General features: G+C 57.6%; 26 protein-coding genes. 1 reads left to right on the forward strand and 25 read right to left on the reverse strand.

Annotation, left to right across the window (positions count from 1 at the left end; genetic code table 11):
• Positions 1 to 36: 36 nt before the first annotated feature.
• From A9G06_RS17840 to A9G06_RS17950, 25 genes are all read right to left on the reverse strand, one after another.
• Positions 37 to 1,212: a site-specific integrase gene (locus tag A9G06_RS17840; protein ID WP_069556082.1), complete on the reverse strand. Its 1,176-nt coding sequence runs from the start codon at positions 1,210 to 1,212 to the stop codon at positions 37 to 39.
• Positions 1,179 to 1,376, reverse strand: a complete 198-nt coding sequence (locus A9G06_RS17845; RefSeq protein ID WP_017411491.1) for a hypothetical protein — start codon at positions 1,374 to 1,376, stop codon at positions 1,179 to 1,181. Before A9G06_RS17845 ends, A9G06_RS17840 begins: the two co-directional genes overlap by 34 nt.
• Complete coding sequence (locus A9G06_RS17850) at positions 1,369 to 1,803, reverse strand: hypothetical protein (protein ID WP_042880876.1); 435 nt, start codon at positions 1,801 to 1,803, stop codon at positions 1,369 to 1,371. The genes A9G06_RS17845 and A9G06_RS17850 overlap by 8 nt, the downstream gene beginning before the upstream one ends.
• Before the next feature lie 68 nt (positions 1,804 to 1,871).
• Positions 1,872 to 2,621 (reverse strand): hypothetical protein, encoded by a 750-nt coding sequence (locus A9G06_RS17855; RefSeq protein WP_041979941.1) that lies wholly within the window; start codon positions 2,619 to 2,621, stop codon positions 1,872 to 1,874.
• Between the two features lie 11 nt (positions 2,622 to 2,632).
• Positions 2,633 to 2,821, reverse strand: coding sequence for a hypothetical protein (locus A9G06_RS17860; RefSeq protein WP_041979943.1), 189 nt, complete (start codon positions 2,819 to 2,821; stop codon positions 2,633 to 2,635).
• Positions 2,822 to 2,909: 88 nt separating this feature from the next.
• Positions 2,910 to 3,548: a hypothetical protein gene (locus A9G06_RS17865; protein ID WP_069556083.1), complete on the reverse strand. Its 639-nt coding sequence runs from the start codon at positions 3,546 to 3,548 to the stop codon at positions 2,910 to 2,912.
• 59 nt (positions 3,549 to 3,607) lie between these two features.
• Positions 3,608 to 4,048, reverse strand: a complete 441-nt coding sequence (locus A9G06_RS17870) for a hypothetical protein (protein WP_139126285.1) — start codon at positions 4,046 to 4,048, stop codon at positions 3,608 to 3,610.
• Positions 4,049 to 4,098: 50 nt separating this feature from the next.
• Positions 4,099 to 4,317, reverse strand: coding sequence for a hypothetical protein (locus A9G06_RS17875; protein ID WP_253182349.1), 219 nt, complete (start codon positions 4,315 to 4,317; stop codon positions 4,099 to 4,101).
• Entirely contained in the window at positions 4,304 to 4,981 is a 678-nt protein-coding gene (locus A9G06_RS21670) for a hypothetical protein (protein ID WP_216093223.1), read from the reverse strand. The genes A9G06_RS17875 and A9G06_RS21670 overlap by 14 nt, the downstream gene beginning before the upstream one ends.
• Positions 4,978 to 5,547 carry a hypothetical protein gene (locus tag A9G06_RS17880; protein ID WP_069556086.1) on the reverse strand — a complete coding sequence of 190 codons (570 nt, stop codon included), beginning with the start codon at positions 5,545 to 5,547 and terminating at the stop codon, positions 4,978 to 4,980. Before A9G06_RS17880 ends, A9G06_RS21670 begins: the two co-directional genes overlap by 4 nt.
• Complete coding sequence (locus A9G06_RS17885; protein ID WP_069556087.1) at positions 5,544 to 5,816, reverse strand: hypothetical protein; 273 nt, start codon at positions 5,814 to 5,816, stop codon at positions 5,544 to 5,546. The genes A9G06_RS17880 and A9G06_RS17885 overlap by 4 nt, the downstream gene beginning before the upstream one ends.
• On the reverse strand, positions 5,813 to 6,751 hold the full coding sequence (gene rdgC / locus A9G06_RS17890; RefSeq protein ID WP_069556088.1) for a recombination-associated protein RdgC: 939 nt from the start codon (positions 6,749 to 6,751) through the stop codon (positions 5,813 to 5,815). The genes A9G06_RS17885 and rdgC overlap by 4 nt, the downstream gene beginning before the upstream one ends.
• Before the next feature lie 22 nt (positions 6,752 to 6,773).
• Positions 6,774 to 6,950, reverse strand: a complete 177-nt coding sequence (locus A9G06_RS22305; RefSeq protein WP_171903403.1) for a hypothetical protein — start codon at positions 6,948 to 6,950, stop codon at positions 6,774 to 6,776.
• A 58-nt stretch (positions 6,951 to 7,008) separates the two neighbouring features.
• Entirely contained in the window at positions 7,009 to 7,587 is a 579-nt protein-coding gene (locus A9G06_RS17895; protein ID WP_069556089.1) for a phage N-6-adenine-methyltransferase, read from the reverse strand.
• Positions 7,580 to 8,182, reverse strand: coding sequence for a hypothetical protein (locus A9G06_RS17900; RefSeq protein WP_069556090.1), 603 nt, complete (start codon positions 8,180 to 8,182; stop codon positions 7,580 to 7,582). The genes A9G06_RS17895 and A9G06_RS17900 overlap by 8 nt, the downstream gene beginning before the upstream one ends.
• Positions 8,179 to 9,402 carry a hypothetical protein gene (locus tag A9G06_RS17905; RefSeq protein ID WP_069556091.1) on the reverse strand — a complete coding sequence of 408 codons (1,224 nt, stop codon included), beginning with the start codon at positions 9,400 to 9,402 and terminating at the stop codon, positions 8,179 to 8,181. The genes A9G06_RS17900 and A9G06_RS17905 overlap by 4 nt, the downstream gene beginning before the upstream one ends.
• 74 nt (positions 9,403 to 9,476) lie before the next feature.
• Complete coding sequence (locus A9G06_RS17910; RefSeq protein ID WP_069556092.1) at positions 9,477 to 10,163, reverse strand: KilA-N domain-containing protein; 687 nt, start codon at positions 10,161 to 10,163, stop codon at positions 9,477 to 9,479.
• 319 nt (positions 10,164 to 10,482) lie between these two features.
• Positions 10,483 to 11,388 carry a RecT family recombinase gene (locus A9G06_RS22500; RefSeq protein WP_139126287.1) on the reverse strand — a complete coding sequence of 302 codons (906 nt, stop codon included), beginning with the start codon at positions 11,386 to 11,388 and terminating at the stop codon, positions 10,483 to 10,485.
• A 56-nt stretch (positions 11,389 to 11,444) separates the two neighbouring features.
• The gene (locus A9G06_RS17920) at positions 11,445 to 12,287 is read right to left on the reverse strand and encodes a PD-(D/E)XK nuclease-like domain-containing protein (protein ID WP_069556093.1); all 843 of its coding nucleotides are present in this window, start codon (positions 12,285 to 12,287) and stop codon (positions 11,445 to 11,447) included.
• Entirely contained in the window at positions 12,284 to 12,841 is a 558-nt protein-coding gene (locus A9G06_RS17925; RefSeq protein ID WP_069556094.1) for a hypothetical protein, read from the reverse strand. The genes A9G06_RS17920 and A9G06_RS17925 overlap by 4 nt, the downstream gene beginning before the upstream one ends.
• Positions 12,838 to 13,203: a hypothetical protein gene (locus tag A9G06_RS17930; RefSeq protein ID WP_069556095.1), complete on the reverse strand. Its 366-nt coding sequence runs from the start codon at positions 13,201 to 13,203 to the stop codon at positions 12,838 to 12,840. The genes A9G06_RS17925 and A9G06_RS17930 overlap by 4 nt, the downstream gene beginning before the upstream one ends.
• A gap of 2 nt (positions 13,204 to 13,205) precedes the next feature.
• Complete coding sequence (locus A9G06_RS17935) at positions 13,206 to 13,397, reverse strand: PA3496 family putative envelope integrity protein (RefSeq protein WP_069556096.1); 192 nt, start codon at positions 13,395 to 13,397, stop codon at positions 13,206 to 13,208.
• Positions 13,398 to 13,806: 409 nt separating this feature from the next.
• Positions 13,807 to 14,052, reverse strand: coding sequence for a hypothetical protein (locus A9G06_RS17940; protein WP_069556097.1), 246 nt, complete (start codon positions 14,050 to 14,052; stop codon positions 13,807 to 13,809).
• 228 nt (positions 14,053 to 14,280) lie between these two features.
• Positions 14,281 to 14,616, reverse strand: a complete 336-nt coding sequence (locus A9G06_RS17945) for a helix-turn-helix transcriptional regulator (RefSeq protein WP_069556098.1) — start codon at positions 14,614 to 14,616, stop codon at positions 14,281 to 14,283.
• A 144-nt stretch (positions 14,617 to 14,760) separates the two neighbouring features.
• Positions 14,761 to 15,372 (reverse strand): helix-turn-helix transcriptional regulator, encoded by a 612-nt coding sequence (locus A9G06_RS17950; RefSeq protein ID WP_083243827.1) that lies wholly within the window; start codon positions 15,370 to 15,372, stop codon positions 14,761 to 14,763.
• A 127-nt stretch (positions 15,373 to 15,499) separates the two neighbouring features.
• Between A9G06_RS17950 and A9G06_RS17955 the strand changes: the two genes are divergently transcribed.
• Positions 15,500 to 15,715: a hypothetical protein gene (locus A9G06_RS17955; protein WP_069556099.1), complete on the forward strand. Its 216-nt coding sequence runs from the start codon at positions 15,500 to 15,502 to the stop codon at positions 15,713 to 15,715.
• Positions 15,716 to 15,720: the final 5 nt, after the last annotated feature.

A 15,720-nucleotide genomic window follows, 5' to 3' on the forward strand; every position in this document is an offset into this window, starting at 1 on the left:
ACTGTGCAGCTTTACCAATTGAACTATAAGGCTTTTTTATTTTCCGGTTGGATTTTGGATCAGGATTGGCGCTTTTGCTGTCTGGCCGTCGTACTCGGCGAGGTAGGATCCGTAGTGTCGAAATAGCATCTCCGGCCCCTTGTGTCCCATCTGCGTGGCGAGCCAAAACAGGTTGCAGCCGCGGCTGATGTTGGCCGTGGCGAAGGTGTGGCGGGTCTGGTAGAGGTGGCGATAGCGAACACCGGATCGCCGGAGGGTGTAGAGCCAGGCTTTCTTTCTGATGGACTCAGCCCCAGACCATGGCTCGTTGAGCTTCGGATCTTCAAACACGTACTCGCCGCGCATAAAGGTAAAGCGCTTCTGGCTGGTCAGCGCCGCCAGCGCATCACTCGTCAGCTCAATGGTTCGCGTCCCGGCCCTGGTCTTGGTGGTCTTGATTACCCCGACCACTTTGGCGGCTGACACCTGGATGGTGTTACCAATCCAGTCGATTGACCCCCAGCGCAGGGCGCAGATCTCGGACGGGCGCATGCCGGTGGCGAACGCAAACGCGAACAGGTTTGCCCACTGCTCATTGATGCCGTGAGCGGTCGATATGATGGCTGACACTTCATCCGGGCTGAACGGGTCCACAGATTTGGCTCCCTGTTCAGGAGCTGAATCCACGTCCAAATATCTGGATACGGTGACCAGCGACACCGGGTTTGATGGCAACAGTCCATCAGTTACCGCCTCGTCAATGGCACTGCGCAGGAACGACAGCCGGTTGCGGGCCGTCTTGGCGGTGGTGCTGCTTCTTACCAGCCAGTTCTTTACCTGTGCTGGGGTCAGCTCTGACACCGTGATCCCATGCAGATCGGCAAGCGCCTTGTGGCATTTGCGGTACCCGACCATAGTGGACGGGCTCAGTCCGCGGCTTTCGCAGCGGTGCAGGTACTCATCCAGATAGTCAGACACCTGGGCGGCGATCGACGCACCGCCGAACATGCGCAGCTTTTTGGATTTTGGGAAGTAGTCTGCGTAGGCGAACTGGCCGCGCTCTATCTTGCCCTGGATCTCGCCGAGCAGGCGGGAGGCATAGCGCACGTTTGCTGTGGTGTTGGGCAGGTTTGACAGGGGCTCACGACAGCGAACCCCCTTGAAGGTAAAGGTGATGTTGATGGTTTCACCGCGCAGGCTCACGCCGCGTGGGAGCTGTTTTTCATTGCCCACTTAGTCACCTCTGCGATGTTAACCCAGCGCTCTTTCACCCCGTCAACGTTGACGATATGAACCCCCAACTGCCAGATGCCGCGCTGGATCCGCTTGTTGATGGTATCCCGATCGGTGATCTCGATGGTGCTCAGGTAGGTGCTGAGCGGGATGGCGTCAGGCATTCTCATTATGATGAGCTGGCCCGGAATATGGCTTACGGCCGGATCTGCTGCTATTCCCATGGTGATTGGTCCTCGTTAGTCTGGTGATTTCATCACGCCCCGCTCGGTTGTAGAGAAAACACTCCACCTGTTTTCTGCTACTGCTCGCCTGGTCAAGACGATACTCCCCGAACGCGGGGCGCTTAAGGTTGTGCTGGTTGGCCAGCCTGCCGATGGCTTGGGCGCTCACCCCCAGTTCCTTGCCCAGATCGGTTGCGCTCCAGAGCTGGCCGGTTACCCGCGGCGCTTCGATAGGCAGGTCGAAGTGCGCCAGGATGCGGCCGATCTCGGCGAGCTTGGCCGATTGGGACAGGGTTGGGGAGAGTACGGTATTAACCAGATCGTCCAGCAGTTGGCTGCTCTGGTCGATGAGTTGTAGCTGTTGCATGGCGTGGCCCTCCTGTCCTTGAGGATGGGGCGCCAATTGGGTTGAAGGAAGGGCCGCTATTTGTCCGTTTAAATTTCCATGGCAAGTTGGATGGACACTCGGTCAAATTCAGGGTCATATACCAGCCTAGATGCTGAGTTCACAGCCTCGATTCTCTCCACAAGGATCGCAGCTCTGGTCTCTTTACTCTGTGGTTGATACGTCCCTTTCCATGCGCTATCTAGGCCGATATTCCGCGCCACATTGGTGCTGTCTGCGCTTGAAAAAGGAAGATGCTTAAATACCGCCTGGTTAAGGCCGCGAAGCATATGAAGCTTTGCCATTGGATACCCGTTTGCATCAACAACATGACGGATCACATCCTTGAGGCGCTGAACGCATTTCTTTGGGTACTTGATGTCGTACTCGCCGCAGCTCCCAATAGCTACTCGTGGATAATGTCTGCACAGCCTGATAAATCTGTCGTCACTTTCGTTCATGTGCCATACCGGGACACCAACAACCTTTCCATGTGGCCACGCGGCCAGCAACTCATCATTACCCTTTTCTCCGCCATCAATAACATCCGGGATGATGGCGAAATCAAAGCGCGGGTGATGGCGCCACTTCTCAACAAACTCATAGTAACCAGCCCAATCTATTGGTCGGCCAGTTTTCCAGAATGTGAACGCGCCATTATCTAGTGCAAACGACTGTGTTATTTCGGAGGCCAGAGCCAACTGGCCATGGTTAGCGTAACTGATAAATGCGTGACGCCCTTTCCATGCCTTTATTGCGCATGTATCAGGAGTTATTGGCCCTCCATGATAGTGGATCATTACCCCTCCAGTTAACTATCCATAACCTGCTGCTTCGGTTCGATTGTCACCACCCCGAGATCGCACTCGAACTGGATGGGCTGGCCGTGGTCTGCCGCGACCCAGCACATCACCCGACTCATGCAGCCAAGAGCCTCCTCGGTACCGAGCTCCGCCATAGCGGCGGCGATCTGCTCGGCAAATTCCTTGTTGTCAGCCATCAGCCACCCTTCACAAACAGGTCGGCCGCCACGATGACGGCCAGAATGTTAATGGCCAGGATTGCGATCCCGGCCGCCTTTTGTTTGGTCACGCAGTCACCCCATACTTTGCAGCCGGCACAGTCTCATCAACCGGCTCGCCGCACTTGCGGCAGCGGAACACGCTGGTGCCGTGCTCGCTGTAATTCTGCGGATCCAGCCCCTCCTGCAGCCCCTCATCTGGATAGAACGGGCGCTTCTTGTCGGTGCGGATGGTGCGTCTCGGGCAGTCCAGCTCTACGCTGATTGGCTCACCGCAGCTGCACTGGTCGCGCACCACCCGGCCAAAGATGCCTTCAATGGCGATCCCCGTGCGGGCGGCGATGCGCTCCTGAATGCCTTTCTTGGTGATGGCCACTGCCATGCGCATCATGTGGAGCAGGTGCTGCTCATCATTCGTCTCGATGCACTGGCGGATGTACTTCATCAGTTCGGGCGGCGCGTCGCCGGGGAACTCAGGTTCGGCCTGAATGTCGGCGATGCAGGCCATGGTTGAGCCCTTCACCATATTCACCAGCTCGGTGACAGTGGCTGGGTTGGCGGCGGCGATGAATGCCGCATCGTGCGCAAAGCAGGTATCAGCTAGCAGGCCATGATCACCGTTAACGCAGGTGTGCCCGTCCGTGCTCCATGTCGCTGGAGTTGCTTTGCCAGCCAGCTCCAGCAGTTTTTCCAAGTCAATATTCACGGTTGGTCCTCATTGAAACGCCCCGAGCTTGCCGGGGCTTTAGTTGAACAAGGCGGCCATTAGGCTGGCACTTGGCTATCAGAGCCAGCGCCGGTCATGACCTGGCTGCTTTTCATAAGCGCGACGTTGTTCTTGTGGGTTCGAACGGGCGTATCAACTTCAACCGATACCGGGATCCCGTTTATCTTCACAACAGTGCCGCTTGGGATTATTCCCACGACAGTCTCAGACGGCGAGTAGTCGCACGTCCCCAGCATCTCCGGCACACCGCGGTTGTTGGCTGAGCTGTCGGAGTCGTGAGTCGGCGCACTGAGTGGAGGTGGTGTCACATAGGAATCGGTTCCTTCATCCCGCACCAGTGCATCCTTGGCATCCCAGAAGATCACGCGCATTTCCGGCGTATCGGTCAGGCCAAGCCGTGCGAGCGCGCATTCGTAGAGACAGGCAACTGAGTGCTCGCCTTCAACAGAGGTACAGTCTTGTCCTTTGCGGTCTTTCATGGGTTTATCCTCGCGGTTAAAAGAAAGTCCAGAGATAGCCGGAGCTCTGGTCATGCTCGCCACCCCCTGTACCCGATAAAGCCAGGCTCCATGACGCGCCGGAACGGCAGGACGGGGAGGTGGGCTATCAGGGTCTTGAGCTGGGGGTTATCTGGCTGGCTGTCGATGGTGACTTTGGCGCCGGGGTTGATCTTGAGGTATCGCTCCCGGGCGTCGTCGGCTTCTTCCCTGGTCAGGCCGGGCTGGATGATCGGTTCACGATATCTCATGGCTGCGCCCATTTATAATCATCAAAACCCCAGCATGCAGCCTTGGATCAATCGCATCGATTTTGGCTTTAAGTTCGTTGGCTATTTCCGTCTTGCGAGCAATCCAAGCTGAATAAGCCGACTCTGGAGATGAGAAGCAGCCAAGATATTCCTTTTTGCCAAAAGGATGGCAACACTCAGACCGGTATAATCCGCTGTGTTTATGCAGTGAAACCCCGATTGGGTACCTTCCACGAGCAGCATCACTACCTAGGGTGAAGCTGTTTAGCCACCCAGGTATGTATATACAGTTGTCTGGAGAGTAGATGCGTGCATTCGGACTGATTATGTCCTTGTCTAGCTCCCACCCATCAACCTGATGCTCAGCCCACCACTCACGGAATGAAGAAAATCTCAGCCAATCTTCACATATTGATACTGATGAATAGGTTGGCCAGCGCTTATGGTACTTCGCTGATGCAACCCTATTTAGCATGGCCACCCATGACTGGTATGCGGGACAGCAAGCAGGTCTTTTCCCGTTTATTCTTGTTGGGTATACGTTGTAGTCGGCGTCATTAACGCCAACGCCATGCACAGGTTTTCTTCTGGCCATTGACTCCGATGTAGCTGGGTTACTAGCCCTGATGCGATCTGAATATTCCCTGTTCTCATGCCGCTTCATGATTGCTCTCCTTTCGCGATAGCGATAGCAGCGCGGGCTTGTTCAAATGCCGCGTAATGCATCTCATCCTCTTCAGTTACCGCGTCCATCGCATTGAGGGCATTACCCATGTGTTCCATGGCGGCCAAAGAACTCTCCAGTGCCTCGAGCAGCACATCCCGCTGCTTGGTCATGGCTTCCAGCTTCTCAACTGGCGTGAGCCCTTCGGTGCGCTGCAGGGTGATGGTGAAGGGGCCAAGCTCAGGCCGAGCCCCTTTTACTTCCAGATAGTTTGTGGCGCCGCGCTCGACGAAGAGGCTGGCGTAGGCGGCGATAATGGCCTTCTCTGCCAGCTCGGCGTGGCTGGCCACAAACTCGGCCAGCGTCACGCCCTCCAGATCCCCGGTGGCGTAGCCGTCCAGCAGGTTCCAGCAGGCGACGATGCGGCGGCCGTTTTCCTTTCCTTCGCAGTTGGGAAAGCCTTCATCAGTTCGGGGCCAGAGCTCACAGACGCCGTATCCATCGACTGAGCCGACCGACTGGCCGTTACGAAAAAGGGCCAGAAGGCCCTTGGTGTGTTCGATCACAATTTTTTCCCCCATTTGCGCATGGCCTGCCGCTTACTTAGCCCCTTGGCACCACCAAAAATCATCGTGTTCATTATGTCTACCCGGCTTCTGCCGACATCCATCACGCTGGAATCGCCGTGCCGTACCAGCACATAAGCCTTCTTCAGCTTTCCTGACTTGATTTGCATGCTGTAGAACGCGAGGCGAAAGGCAGTTCTGAAACTTTCCGTGTCATCGCTTTCCTTCATCCGGCGAATGTAGAGCGCCCCTTTGCGGTATTTGCTCATGCTGCCTTCTCCTCTGCCGGTGCCTGGTAGTCCATCATGGTGCAGAGGTCGGTGATGGCCTTTGACAGCAGGATGAGGTTGGTGGCGTTGCACTGGCGCCAGTGGTGGGCGTAATCGTCGGCATCATCGTCGGAGTCATAATCCGGCATGGTGATGGCGCGCAGGCTGAAATCGCTGTTCAGCTTGAAGCTGATGGGCTCGTGCCACAGCTCCAGCTCCTCCACCTGATAGCCAGCCTCCAGCAGTGAAACCACGTCAGAGGCGCGATCGCCGTTGAGATCCATACCCTTGAAGGTCACCATCTCTTGCGCGGTGTCGGCAGACTTGAGCTTGACGAACTGGAGCGGAGAGAAGGGGCCGAGCGCTTCCGGACGCTCTGCGCTATCGGTCAGGTAGTCTTTCAGGCGGTTGCTGATTCCCATCTTGATGTTGTCGATGTGGATGGTCTTGGTTTTGAGGGAGCCCATGCACTTCACCAGCAGGTGCATAACCACATTGAGCGGGCGCTTGGTGGTGGTATTGAGGTACAGCAGCTCGTTTTTCTGGTCGTACAGGGCGTGAATGAGCGTGGTTTCATACTCAGCGGTGGCGGCCATCTCGACAATCAGCTGGTCCTTCATGGCCTGCTTCTGTTTGCGAGTGATCTTCTCGCACAAGCCGGAGGCAAGCAGCTCGTCAACGCGCTCTTTGAGCTTGCGGTTGACGATCTTGGCCGGGATGAGTTTGGTGTCTTGGCGCACGACGAATGCGAATCCGACGCCGGGGAGGTTGGTAACCAGCTCGCCGGTCACCTGATTGTTCTCGAACCCGGCGCAGCTGAGCTGGTTTTCAGTGAGCGGGGTGAAGGCAAGCTCGGCCAGGTGTTCGCGCATGGCGTTGATGGCGGGGAGCTTGGCGCTGTAGACACTGGCAGATTTGAGTACGGAGTGATTCATGGTCAGGGGTCCTTTTGGTCGGTTAGTTGCGGGCTTTCGCCTGCAGATCGTGGAGTTTCTTGGCGGCTGCTTCGGCTTGTGACCGGTTGCAGATGGTCCCGCCTGGCAGTACAAACTTGCCGCGCAGCTTGGGGTGGGGCATGACGACGCCCAACCCGATGACTACCGCGCCGCAGTAGGGGTGTTCCGTGTCTTTCATGGGATTCCTCGACTTATCCACCGTTTCTGTGTGGCTGGCGGTGGATGGTTTGGGGGTATCAGGCTGCAGCGCTGACGGGCTCTGCTCCGGCAAGCAGCAGGGTGAGCTTGCTGACATCGCGGATCCGGCACTCGCCGCGCCAGTTGGGGGCGAAGATGAGGAGCATGGATCCCTTGGGGTTGCCCTTCATCTCTTCGCCGGTTGCCTTGTTGATGAAGCTCACCCGGCCGTTGCGCCACTTGCCGTGCTCATCGTGGTAGCCGGTGATGTGCCGCACCTCGCTGGCACGCTCACCGGGATACCATTCGGTGCTGGTGTCCTGCGGTACCAGCATTACGGTGCCGATGCCGCGGCCCTGCTGCTCGATGGCCTTTTCCACCCATGGCCCGATATCGGAGTATGGCGGGTTGAGCCAAGCCCACGGCGAGCGCACCGAAGGGCTGATAAAGTCGCCCCAGTCCACGCTCAGGGCGTCGATATCAGGCGTCAGATACTTCTGGCAGAGTGCTGTTTCCGGCAGGGCGGCGGCATCGAGGACAAAGTTGAACTCCAGATCCAGCGCCCGGAAGAGAAATGCCGGGGTCTGTGTCATGTCGCGGGTGGCTTCTGGAGTGGTGGAGCCGCGGTAGTCAGCCATTGGTGGCCTCCTTGCTGGCGTTGTACTGCTGAATCCCCCAGACGATAGCGTGCAGGATCCACAGGTAGTGGTGGCTGTATCGCTTCATCGTCAGCCCCTCCATAAGCTCATATTGGCTTGGCAGGTCTGAGTCGTGGATGGCTTGGCAGGCCTGAAACTCGTGGCTGTAGCTCTCTTCGCAGATTTCGTTGATGGTGCTGGTGTAGTCTTTGTCGCAGCCTTCATCTTCATGATACTCGGCAAACCACTCGCGCAGACCTGACTTGAACGATTCCTCGTCAAACTCCATGCAGATTTCATCGCGGCGGCCAGAAGCTCCCATCTGGAGTTTTTCGCCCCAGTACCGCGGATTAACGCTCTTCTCGAAGTTGCCACCGAAGAACTCGAACATGTCGGCGGTGCGGCTGAATGTCCAGGTGCCCATATCCCCACAGATGGTGAGATATCCCGGCCAAGTGATCAGGTCGAAGCGGTATACCGAGCTGCCGCGATTGGAAAACTCAAGGTGACGGTAAAGGCCGTCATCGCGACGCACCTTCATGGTGTGCTCAGAGGTTTCACGCAGGAAATCATTTTTAGCTTGCAGGGTGATCATGCCGCCTCCTTGTGCTGTTCCGGTTGCTGGCTGGCTGCGAACTGATCTTTCTCCCACTGGCGAACCGCAGCTTGGCCGGCGCTGATGATCTGATCGGCCAGCTTGGCGCCAATGCCCTTGATTGCCAGCAGCTTGTCGCTCTGGTTAACCATCAGCTTCCACAGGTCGGTGATGCCGGCATCTTCCAGCAGCCCCTGCACCTTGGCGTTGAGGCCAATCTCGCTGATGTGGACTGTCTGCGCCCACTCGGCGCGGGGCTGCAGGTGAGGGTGGGTGATAGCCAACGCATCGAGCATGAAGGCGTGGATGTCGCGGATCGCCTCCATCGGGATGTCTCGGGCGATGACGCTCGGGAAGATTGGGCTCATCCACTCGCTCAGCATCACGGTGCAACCGGTGGCGTCTGAGCGCATGGCGTGGAGCCTCCAATCAAGATCGTTCAGCAGGTAGCTCTTGTCAGACTGGATGCCACCCTCTACCAGGTAGACATTCCATCGGATGCCATTGCCGTCAGGGTAGTGATTGCGCAGGTGCTTGCCCCACAACAGGCTGATCTCCTTGAACCGGGCCATATCGTTGATGACCTGCTGGCGCTCATCCAGATCGGCCTGCTGCTGGTTGATGATGGCAGTCAGCTCGGTCACGCTGCGGGAAAGCCTGGTGTTGTCGCGGCGGTACCCGCTTATCTCGTTCTTGCTGGCGTTGATGGCGCTCAGACGCTCCTCCAACTTCTTGCGCTGCTCTGCCACCTTGCGCTTCAAGCCTTCCGGATCCATCGCCTTATAGGCTTTGATGGTGCGTTCCAGCTCGCGGATCTGGACGTTGGCAGCGTTGAGATCTGCCTGAGCTCCGTCAGCCTTGCGGTTTGCGGCGTAGACGGCATTTTCAGCCTGCTCTGCTTTGGCGCTGGCCTCTTCTTGAGCGTCAGCGATGCGCTGCTCGGCTTCGGCTACCTGCTGGCGCAACTGGTTCACCAGTGCGATCTGGTCGTTCAGCTCGCCATCCCGGGCTTCCAACTCGCCGATGAGCCCGTTGAACTCGTCGATATGGGCGTTGGCGGCCTCGCTGATCATGGTCAGGTTGGCGGTGAGCAGGGTTTCGAATCCGCCGATAGCGGCCTTGGCTGGGCCGTCAGGCATCAGCAGGATGTTGCGGATCTGGCTGGTGAGGGTGTTCAGGGCAAGGCTGGTTGCCTCGCTGGGGTTCAGTTCGGTGGTCATGGTCGGGGTCCTTGGGTGGTTAAAACAAAAACCCCAGCGCGATGGCTGGGGTTGTTGGTTGAAACTGGCGCTGATTAGCGTGGCTGCATCAGCGATTTGGTGCGCCGAGTGACGGAAGCCAGGGTCAGCTTCATCAGGTCGGTCAGGTCGTCATTGCTCATCAGGTCGAGCATGCGCTGCATGTCGCGCGGGTCGGTTGGGTCAATGACGTGGGCACAGTCGGCAACCGGCCAGAGGGTGAGGCAGTCACCGCCGTGGCGGCCGCTCATGCTGCCACTGTCTGGCTCGATGCTGAGCATGTAACGGGTGGTGCCCAGCTTGTGGCAGAGGGCCTTGGCCAGCTGCTGGCCGCTGCATTTGTGCAGTTCGCTGGCAACCGGTGGAAAGGGGATGTCGTTATCAGTCAGCTCAGCAAGCTGGCGGTGCAGCGCCTCACTTTCGCTGCGGCGGGCTGCTTGAGCTGCGGCGTAAACATCAACTTCAAAAGCGGGTTCAATCCAGCCTGCATATTTCATGGCTACCAACTCAACCGCCCACACTCCGGGCTTGTTGCCACCCCTTACCGTTTTCAAAGCGGGAAATCCCGCTTTGGCTTCTACCGCCGCAATATAGGCGCCATTGAAGCGTTTGAACTCGCTGGGCTTGTGCGATGCAGTGGCCTTACCTTGAGCAATGGCGGCTTTGTGCAGGTCGTTGAGGTTGTACATACCATCGGCTGTGATGGTGATGGAGTGATTAGCAATGGTGAGTTGGGTATTCATAGCTCGATTCCTCTTGTAGAAGTGAATCGCCACCTATGACGCCAATCATCTGGTGGCGAACTGAATGAGGTTGGCGTACCGGCTACAAGAGTCCCGGCGCCCCGAAGGGCCCCCACCCAGCCCGCCATAACTGACAGGTACTACTGGGCCGCGCATAAAAAAACACGCTGGCGCGTGTCGATGCGCTCTTGTAGGTTCAGGACGCCAATCCCGGCAACGGATTTTTCCGTTGCGTGGTCAGTATGACTAAGTTGGCGCATTTATGTCAATCCCGTAAAAAGCCCGCTGGTTGGCGGGCTGGATGGGTTGATGTGGTTTGTTACGCTTGCTGCTGGTCGAGTTGGCGCTTGCGCTCGCCAGCGATCTGCTTGATGCCTTTGACTATCTGCGGGTCCCCGGTGCCGTTGGCCCACTCCCACGCTGTGGTGTAGGCTCTTTGCCACTCCTCTCCGGAGGATGCGCCCTCGATGGCGGCGCTGTGGTCAGCGTAGGCGCTGGCGTGGTCAACTTGCTCGACCGTTTCGATGTGCGGTTCAGCATGTTGCTGCGGCTCAGCTTCAATTACCGGTCGCTGTGTACGCATGGCGTCGAGAGTGCGATTGCCAGACGATGGCGGCGTTACATCGCGCTCGACCCGCTCACCTTCGAACTCGTCCGGCGTGTAGACACCCATGATCACATCCGGGCAGTAGAGGCGCGCCCAGCGCTTGGTGGCCAGATAGGCCAGCTGCTGGCGAGGGTCATCAGCCCAGAGCGTGGAGTTGCGGGTGCGCGCCTGAGCCAAGTACAGCTCCAGCGTCCGCGGCTCATCCTCACCCTTGATGGTGGCCCAGACCTTGATGCCAAGGCCCTCTTCATCTTTCAGCCCCCAGCCAGGGGCGCGGTATTCGCCTTTGTCCCCCTTCTTGATTTCGAATTTGCCGATCACCTTGCTCCAATCCCCGAACCATTCGAAGTGGAGCCGGTCTTTGGTGGGGGCGAGGGCGGTGATAACTGCGTTGACCAGCTGCGCCTCGTAGCCAATCTTGCCTGAGACGAAGTGGGTCTTTTGGGCTACAGCAAACGGGTTCATGCCCCACTGCACAGCCTGCATCACCACCGCCAGGCAGTCGCCCGGGCTGTTGCGGTATTCCTGCGGGATGGTTGCCTTGCCGGTGGCCATGATGTTGGCGAGGCTCACCATGGAGTTCATGCTGGCCACGTCGAGGGTGAGGTTTTGCCCCATCCCCTGCGGGGCTACTGCTGTTTGCTGGCTGCCGTACTCGGCAATCTGGGTATTGTTCACGCTGCTCTCCTTGCCCATGCCGGGCGGGTAAGTGGTATCAGGTCGTGCCAGTCGTTGTTAACTCGGCACTCGTGGAATTTGCGCAGGTCGCGGCGGTAGAGGTCTTTGCCAGCCTCTTTCCACTCCTGCTCCAGCGGGCGAACCCGCACCGGGTAGCGGCCGCACTCAATGGATGAGCTGACCGCGATAAAGATGAAGTCCGGGATCTCGCCGTAGATCTCCCGATAGCCATCGGAGTACATGGCGTCCTGAACGTGGTAGCGGAACTCCTCGACGTGGCGCTGTAAGCGACTCATGTCGTCCACCTTCTTCACGTCGGCCAGAATGGGGTGGCCGGTTAGCATCCTGTCTGGGCGGCAGCGGCAGAGCTCTTCGGTCTCGCGGTCAGTCCAGTAGAGCGACCCCTCGCAGATGCCGTCCTGTTCCAGCAGCCAGCGGGCGTCAGGGTGGGCGAACACGCTTTCGCGCATCAGCTGCAGCTTGCGGTCATCCTCGAACGAGAGAACTGTCTTTCCAAGCTCGGCGCAGTTGGCCAGAAACTCCTTCTCTTCCTCCTTGCCAGCGTTGGTGCGGCGGTTGAACTCAGGCGCAATGATGAAGCGATCCTTGAACTCTTCCGGCTCCAGCAGCAGACAGTGGAGGGCGGTACCCATGTCCAGCGCTTTGAGCTTCTCCTCATCGACCGGCGCGCTCTTGCGCCAGATGTAGGTGGCCGGGCTCTCGGCGATGTCGTCGAGCTGGGATTTGCTGATCCCGGGGCCGGTGTGGTAATCCTCGTTGGAGAGGCCCAGCACCAGCCCTTGGAGCAGGGCCAGGCTGGTATCGACGGCGGCGTTCATGCGGCACCAGCCTTGAGCTTGGCGATAAGCTCCGCAGCATCGCTCAGGCTGAGCAACCAAGTTTCATGTCGCCCACCCGCAACAAGCTCACCCCATGGCGCAGGTTCGCCATTTTGGTGCAGGCCATAGACGCCACCGCTCTCTTTCATCAGAGCCTCTACGTCACCGGAAAGTTTTTCCAGCGCCGCCAGCAGTTCGTCGTGCTGTTGCTCGAGTTCGTGGGCTCTGCTGGACTCTTTGACGGCGCGGGCTTTATAGGTTGATGCGTGGGCTCTGGCTTGCGTCAGGCTCTCATCGAGATCCAACAGCTGAGTGCCGACGGCAGCAACCAGCCCTTTCTGCTCCAGTTCATCGGTCGGCAGGCCGCGGCACGCATTCACGCAAGCAACGATGCGGCGGGCATTTTCACGCTGTTCGTCACTGAAGTGCTTGTTATCAACATCAATCCAGAGGCGAGCAATGTTCGCTCCATTTGATGCACGGATCTTAATCAGCTGAGCTTCATCCTTGGTGACTTCAACAGCGCTCCACGGTTCATTGTTATGCTGTTTCATGCTGCGCTCCTGTGCTGGTACTGTTGCCATTGCTCCTCGCTCATGGCGGTTTGCAAGTCGGCGAGATGGTTGCTCCATGCGTCATGAGCAAGGTCGGAAAGGCCGGCATCCACCACCTGCTGGATAAACTGCACCAGATGGGAGTGGTCGCCGTCGTTCATTAGCAGCCAGATGGCTTGGTTGTACTGGCGGTGCTGGTCTGGATTGAGCTCACCAAGCAGGGTTGCCTGGTCGGTGCTCAGCATGCCTGCCATCAGCAGTGGTCGGTTGGTGGCTACCCACTCGGCGATCCACTCGGCTTTGGCGTTTGCCTCGGCTTCGCGGCTTTCGAGCAGAGCCAGCAGAGCGGATTCTCTGGTCATGGCTATAACTCCAATTCATGCCGCAGGGCGCGCTTCTCGTGGTACTCCTCGATGGCTCGGCGGGTGGCGGTGCGTTCGTGGGCGCTTCGGCGCTCTGCTGCGCCGGGTTCAACGCTCACGCTGTAGCGGTGTTCAGTGCGGGGCGGCATGGAGCCGCGAAAGCCCATCACCTGGGCTTCGGTCAGATTTTTCATGGTCTGGGTCCTCTTGGTTATCCGAAGGCGGCCACAGCTTCGACGCTATGTTGTTGCCAGCTCCACCGGAGCCGCCTTGGGATACCCGCTGTTGCCAGCGGGCGGGTTATTGGGATTGGCCGCTTCTAACGGCTGTCGGTCACATCGTTCGCACTCCCTGTTGTGTTGAGGTCGCAATAGTCGAGTGATAAATCGTTCACATTCACGCACCGCTTTCCGAATTGACGGGTTATCGGCGCATCCCTACCGGCATCGGGATTCGTGGTTGTGAGCCGGTTCCTGACTGTTAAAGAGCGAGCTCAGCCGAATTTGGCGTGAGCGAAGCCAAAGCATCCTTGCGGTGCTTAAAAAAGAGGCTTTGGCTACGGCGCTATGAGGGAAGCGCCAGACCCTTATTGCTGGTAGATCGCTAGACTGCGTTACGGTGAAACTCGGCGCGCCAGTGGAGGAGGGCGCTGTGCTTGGTGAAGCCTGTGGTGCGGCGCTGGGCGGCGCGGGCTGCCACAATGCGGTGCTGCTCTGAGGCCAGCATTGCCACATGAAGGCGCTGACGGATGGCGCGGCGGCGGGCGGCGTTGCCATTGAGATTGTCGGCGATGGCGAAGAGGATCTGGTCTGCGCGATGCGCGGCTCTGGAAAAAATGCTCTTGGTCATGGTACATTTACTCCTGTTGGCGAGTTGGTCCTCGCTAATACCCACCGGGTCAACTGGTTGGGGTCCTGATTGCCGGGGTTGGTCCCCCGGCCGTCTCTGACTGGGGGTGGTACCCTGGTCCTTCAAAGCCCGCCCTGTGCGGGCTTTGTCGTTCTTACGCGCTGGTCAGGCGCTTTTCACTTCTGCCCTGGTTAGGGGCTGGGTCCTGATTGCCGGGTGGTACTGAATTCAGTTAAAAAATGTGCGCGGGTAAAACTTGCTGCGATTAAGTCGCGGCGGTGTCTTGCGCTGTTTCTGCTCTGGTTGCGCACACTTTGCTGCACCATCAACACTGCCGATATAAAGCCAATGCGGGTCGCAATTAAGCGCTTTTGCTATGGCATATACACTGCTAATTCTTGGGTCGCTGGTGTTGCCGTGAATGATGGCGCTCAGCGTTGGCTTTGATAAGCCAGTTTTCCGGGCAAGATCTGCGGCCGTTATCCCCTTCTCCTCCAGCCTTTCTTGAATTCTCAGCCCTATCGTTTTCATGGTCTTTTCCTTGAGCGACTTTCCGATTTGCATCAGGTGTTGCTGTTTCGGTATGGGATGATTATTGCCAAATAGAAATGAAAGATCAATGGCGTTCTGAAAAGAAATTTCTGATTTTTTTTAAAGCGACAAAAAGCCCGCCGAGTGGCGGGCTATCAATATGCGGCAGAGAGCGACTTAAGAGGGGAGGCGGATTTCGATAACTTTGCCTATGGGGAGCAGCTGTTTATCAGTGAGAGATCCTGCGCGAGGGTCATCCACACCATAGCGCCAGTCTGACAGGCCCTGGATCGCGCGTAGAAACATAAACTTGTCGTCCACCTTAGCCAGCATAATCTTGTTGTGCTCTGGCTTGTCATCATTGAGATCAACTAAGCACAGGGCTCCGTGGGTAATGCCTGCATCAGCCAGCTGATCATTGTCAGCAACCACGGCTATCAGGTGGCCGTCTCTCTCTGTAGCCAGCTTGCGGCCTGTATCTGCGTGGGGCCAAGCATCTATAACTGGGTCGGTCTGCAATCCCGGAATGGTCCACACCGGCACCATTCCGGGGCCAGCTTCGATGTCATGGATCAAACTGTCGGCCGAGCGCCCAAGAAACAACCAGACCGGATCAACCTTCAATTGCTTGGCAATTGACATGAGACTGCTGGCTCTGACTTCGCGACCAGGTTCAGAGAGTAATCGACTAATCACGGGTGGGGATATGCCTGTTTTGCGGCTCAGTTCGGCGGCGCTCACATGTAACTCTTTCATCCTTGCCTGCAATCGTTCCGCAAAGTTTTTCATCGTTTCACCTATTGCATTTTGTAAACCAAGTCTACCAAGGAGGAAATTTCCAATGGGAGCGGATTGAGTTGCAAAAATTTCCGTTTAGAAATAAATTGTGTGGGAACCACCAAGACGAGGACCAACTATGCGTATCGAAGATGTCACCAAGTTTTTTGGCAATGCTGCCAAGGCGTGCAACGCCATCGGCACGAGCCAATCCAATTTCACCAAGTGGAAGAAGCTGAACGGGGGCATTGTCCCTGCCCAGCATGCCGTCAGCTTTGTTATTGCCAGCAATGGCGAGCTGCGACTGGGGCTGGAGGATTACTCCCTCAGCAAGACCCAAGACCAAGCTGCCTAACCAGC

The sequence above is a fragment of the Aeromonas sp. DNP9 genome, from assembly GCF_001728955.1.
In the GTDB taxonomy this organism is placed as follows: Bacteria; Pseudomonadota; Gammaproteobacteria; order Enterobacterales; family Aeromonadaceae; genus Aeromonas; species Aeromonas veronii.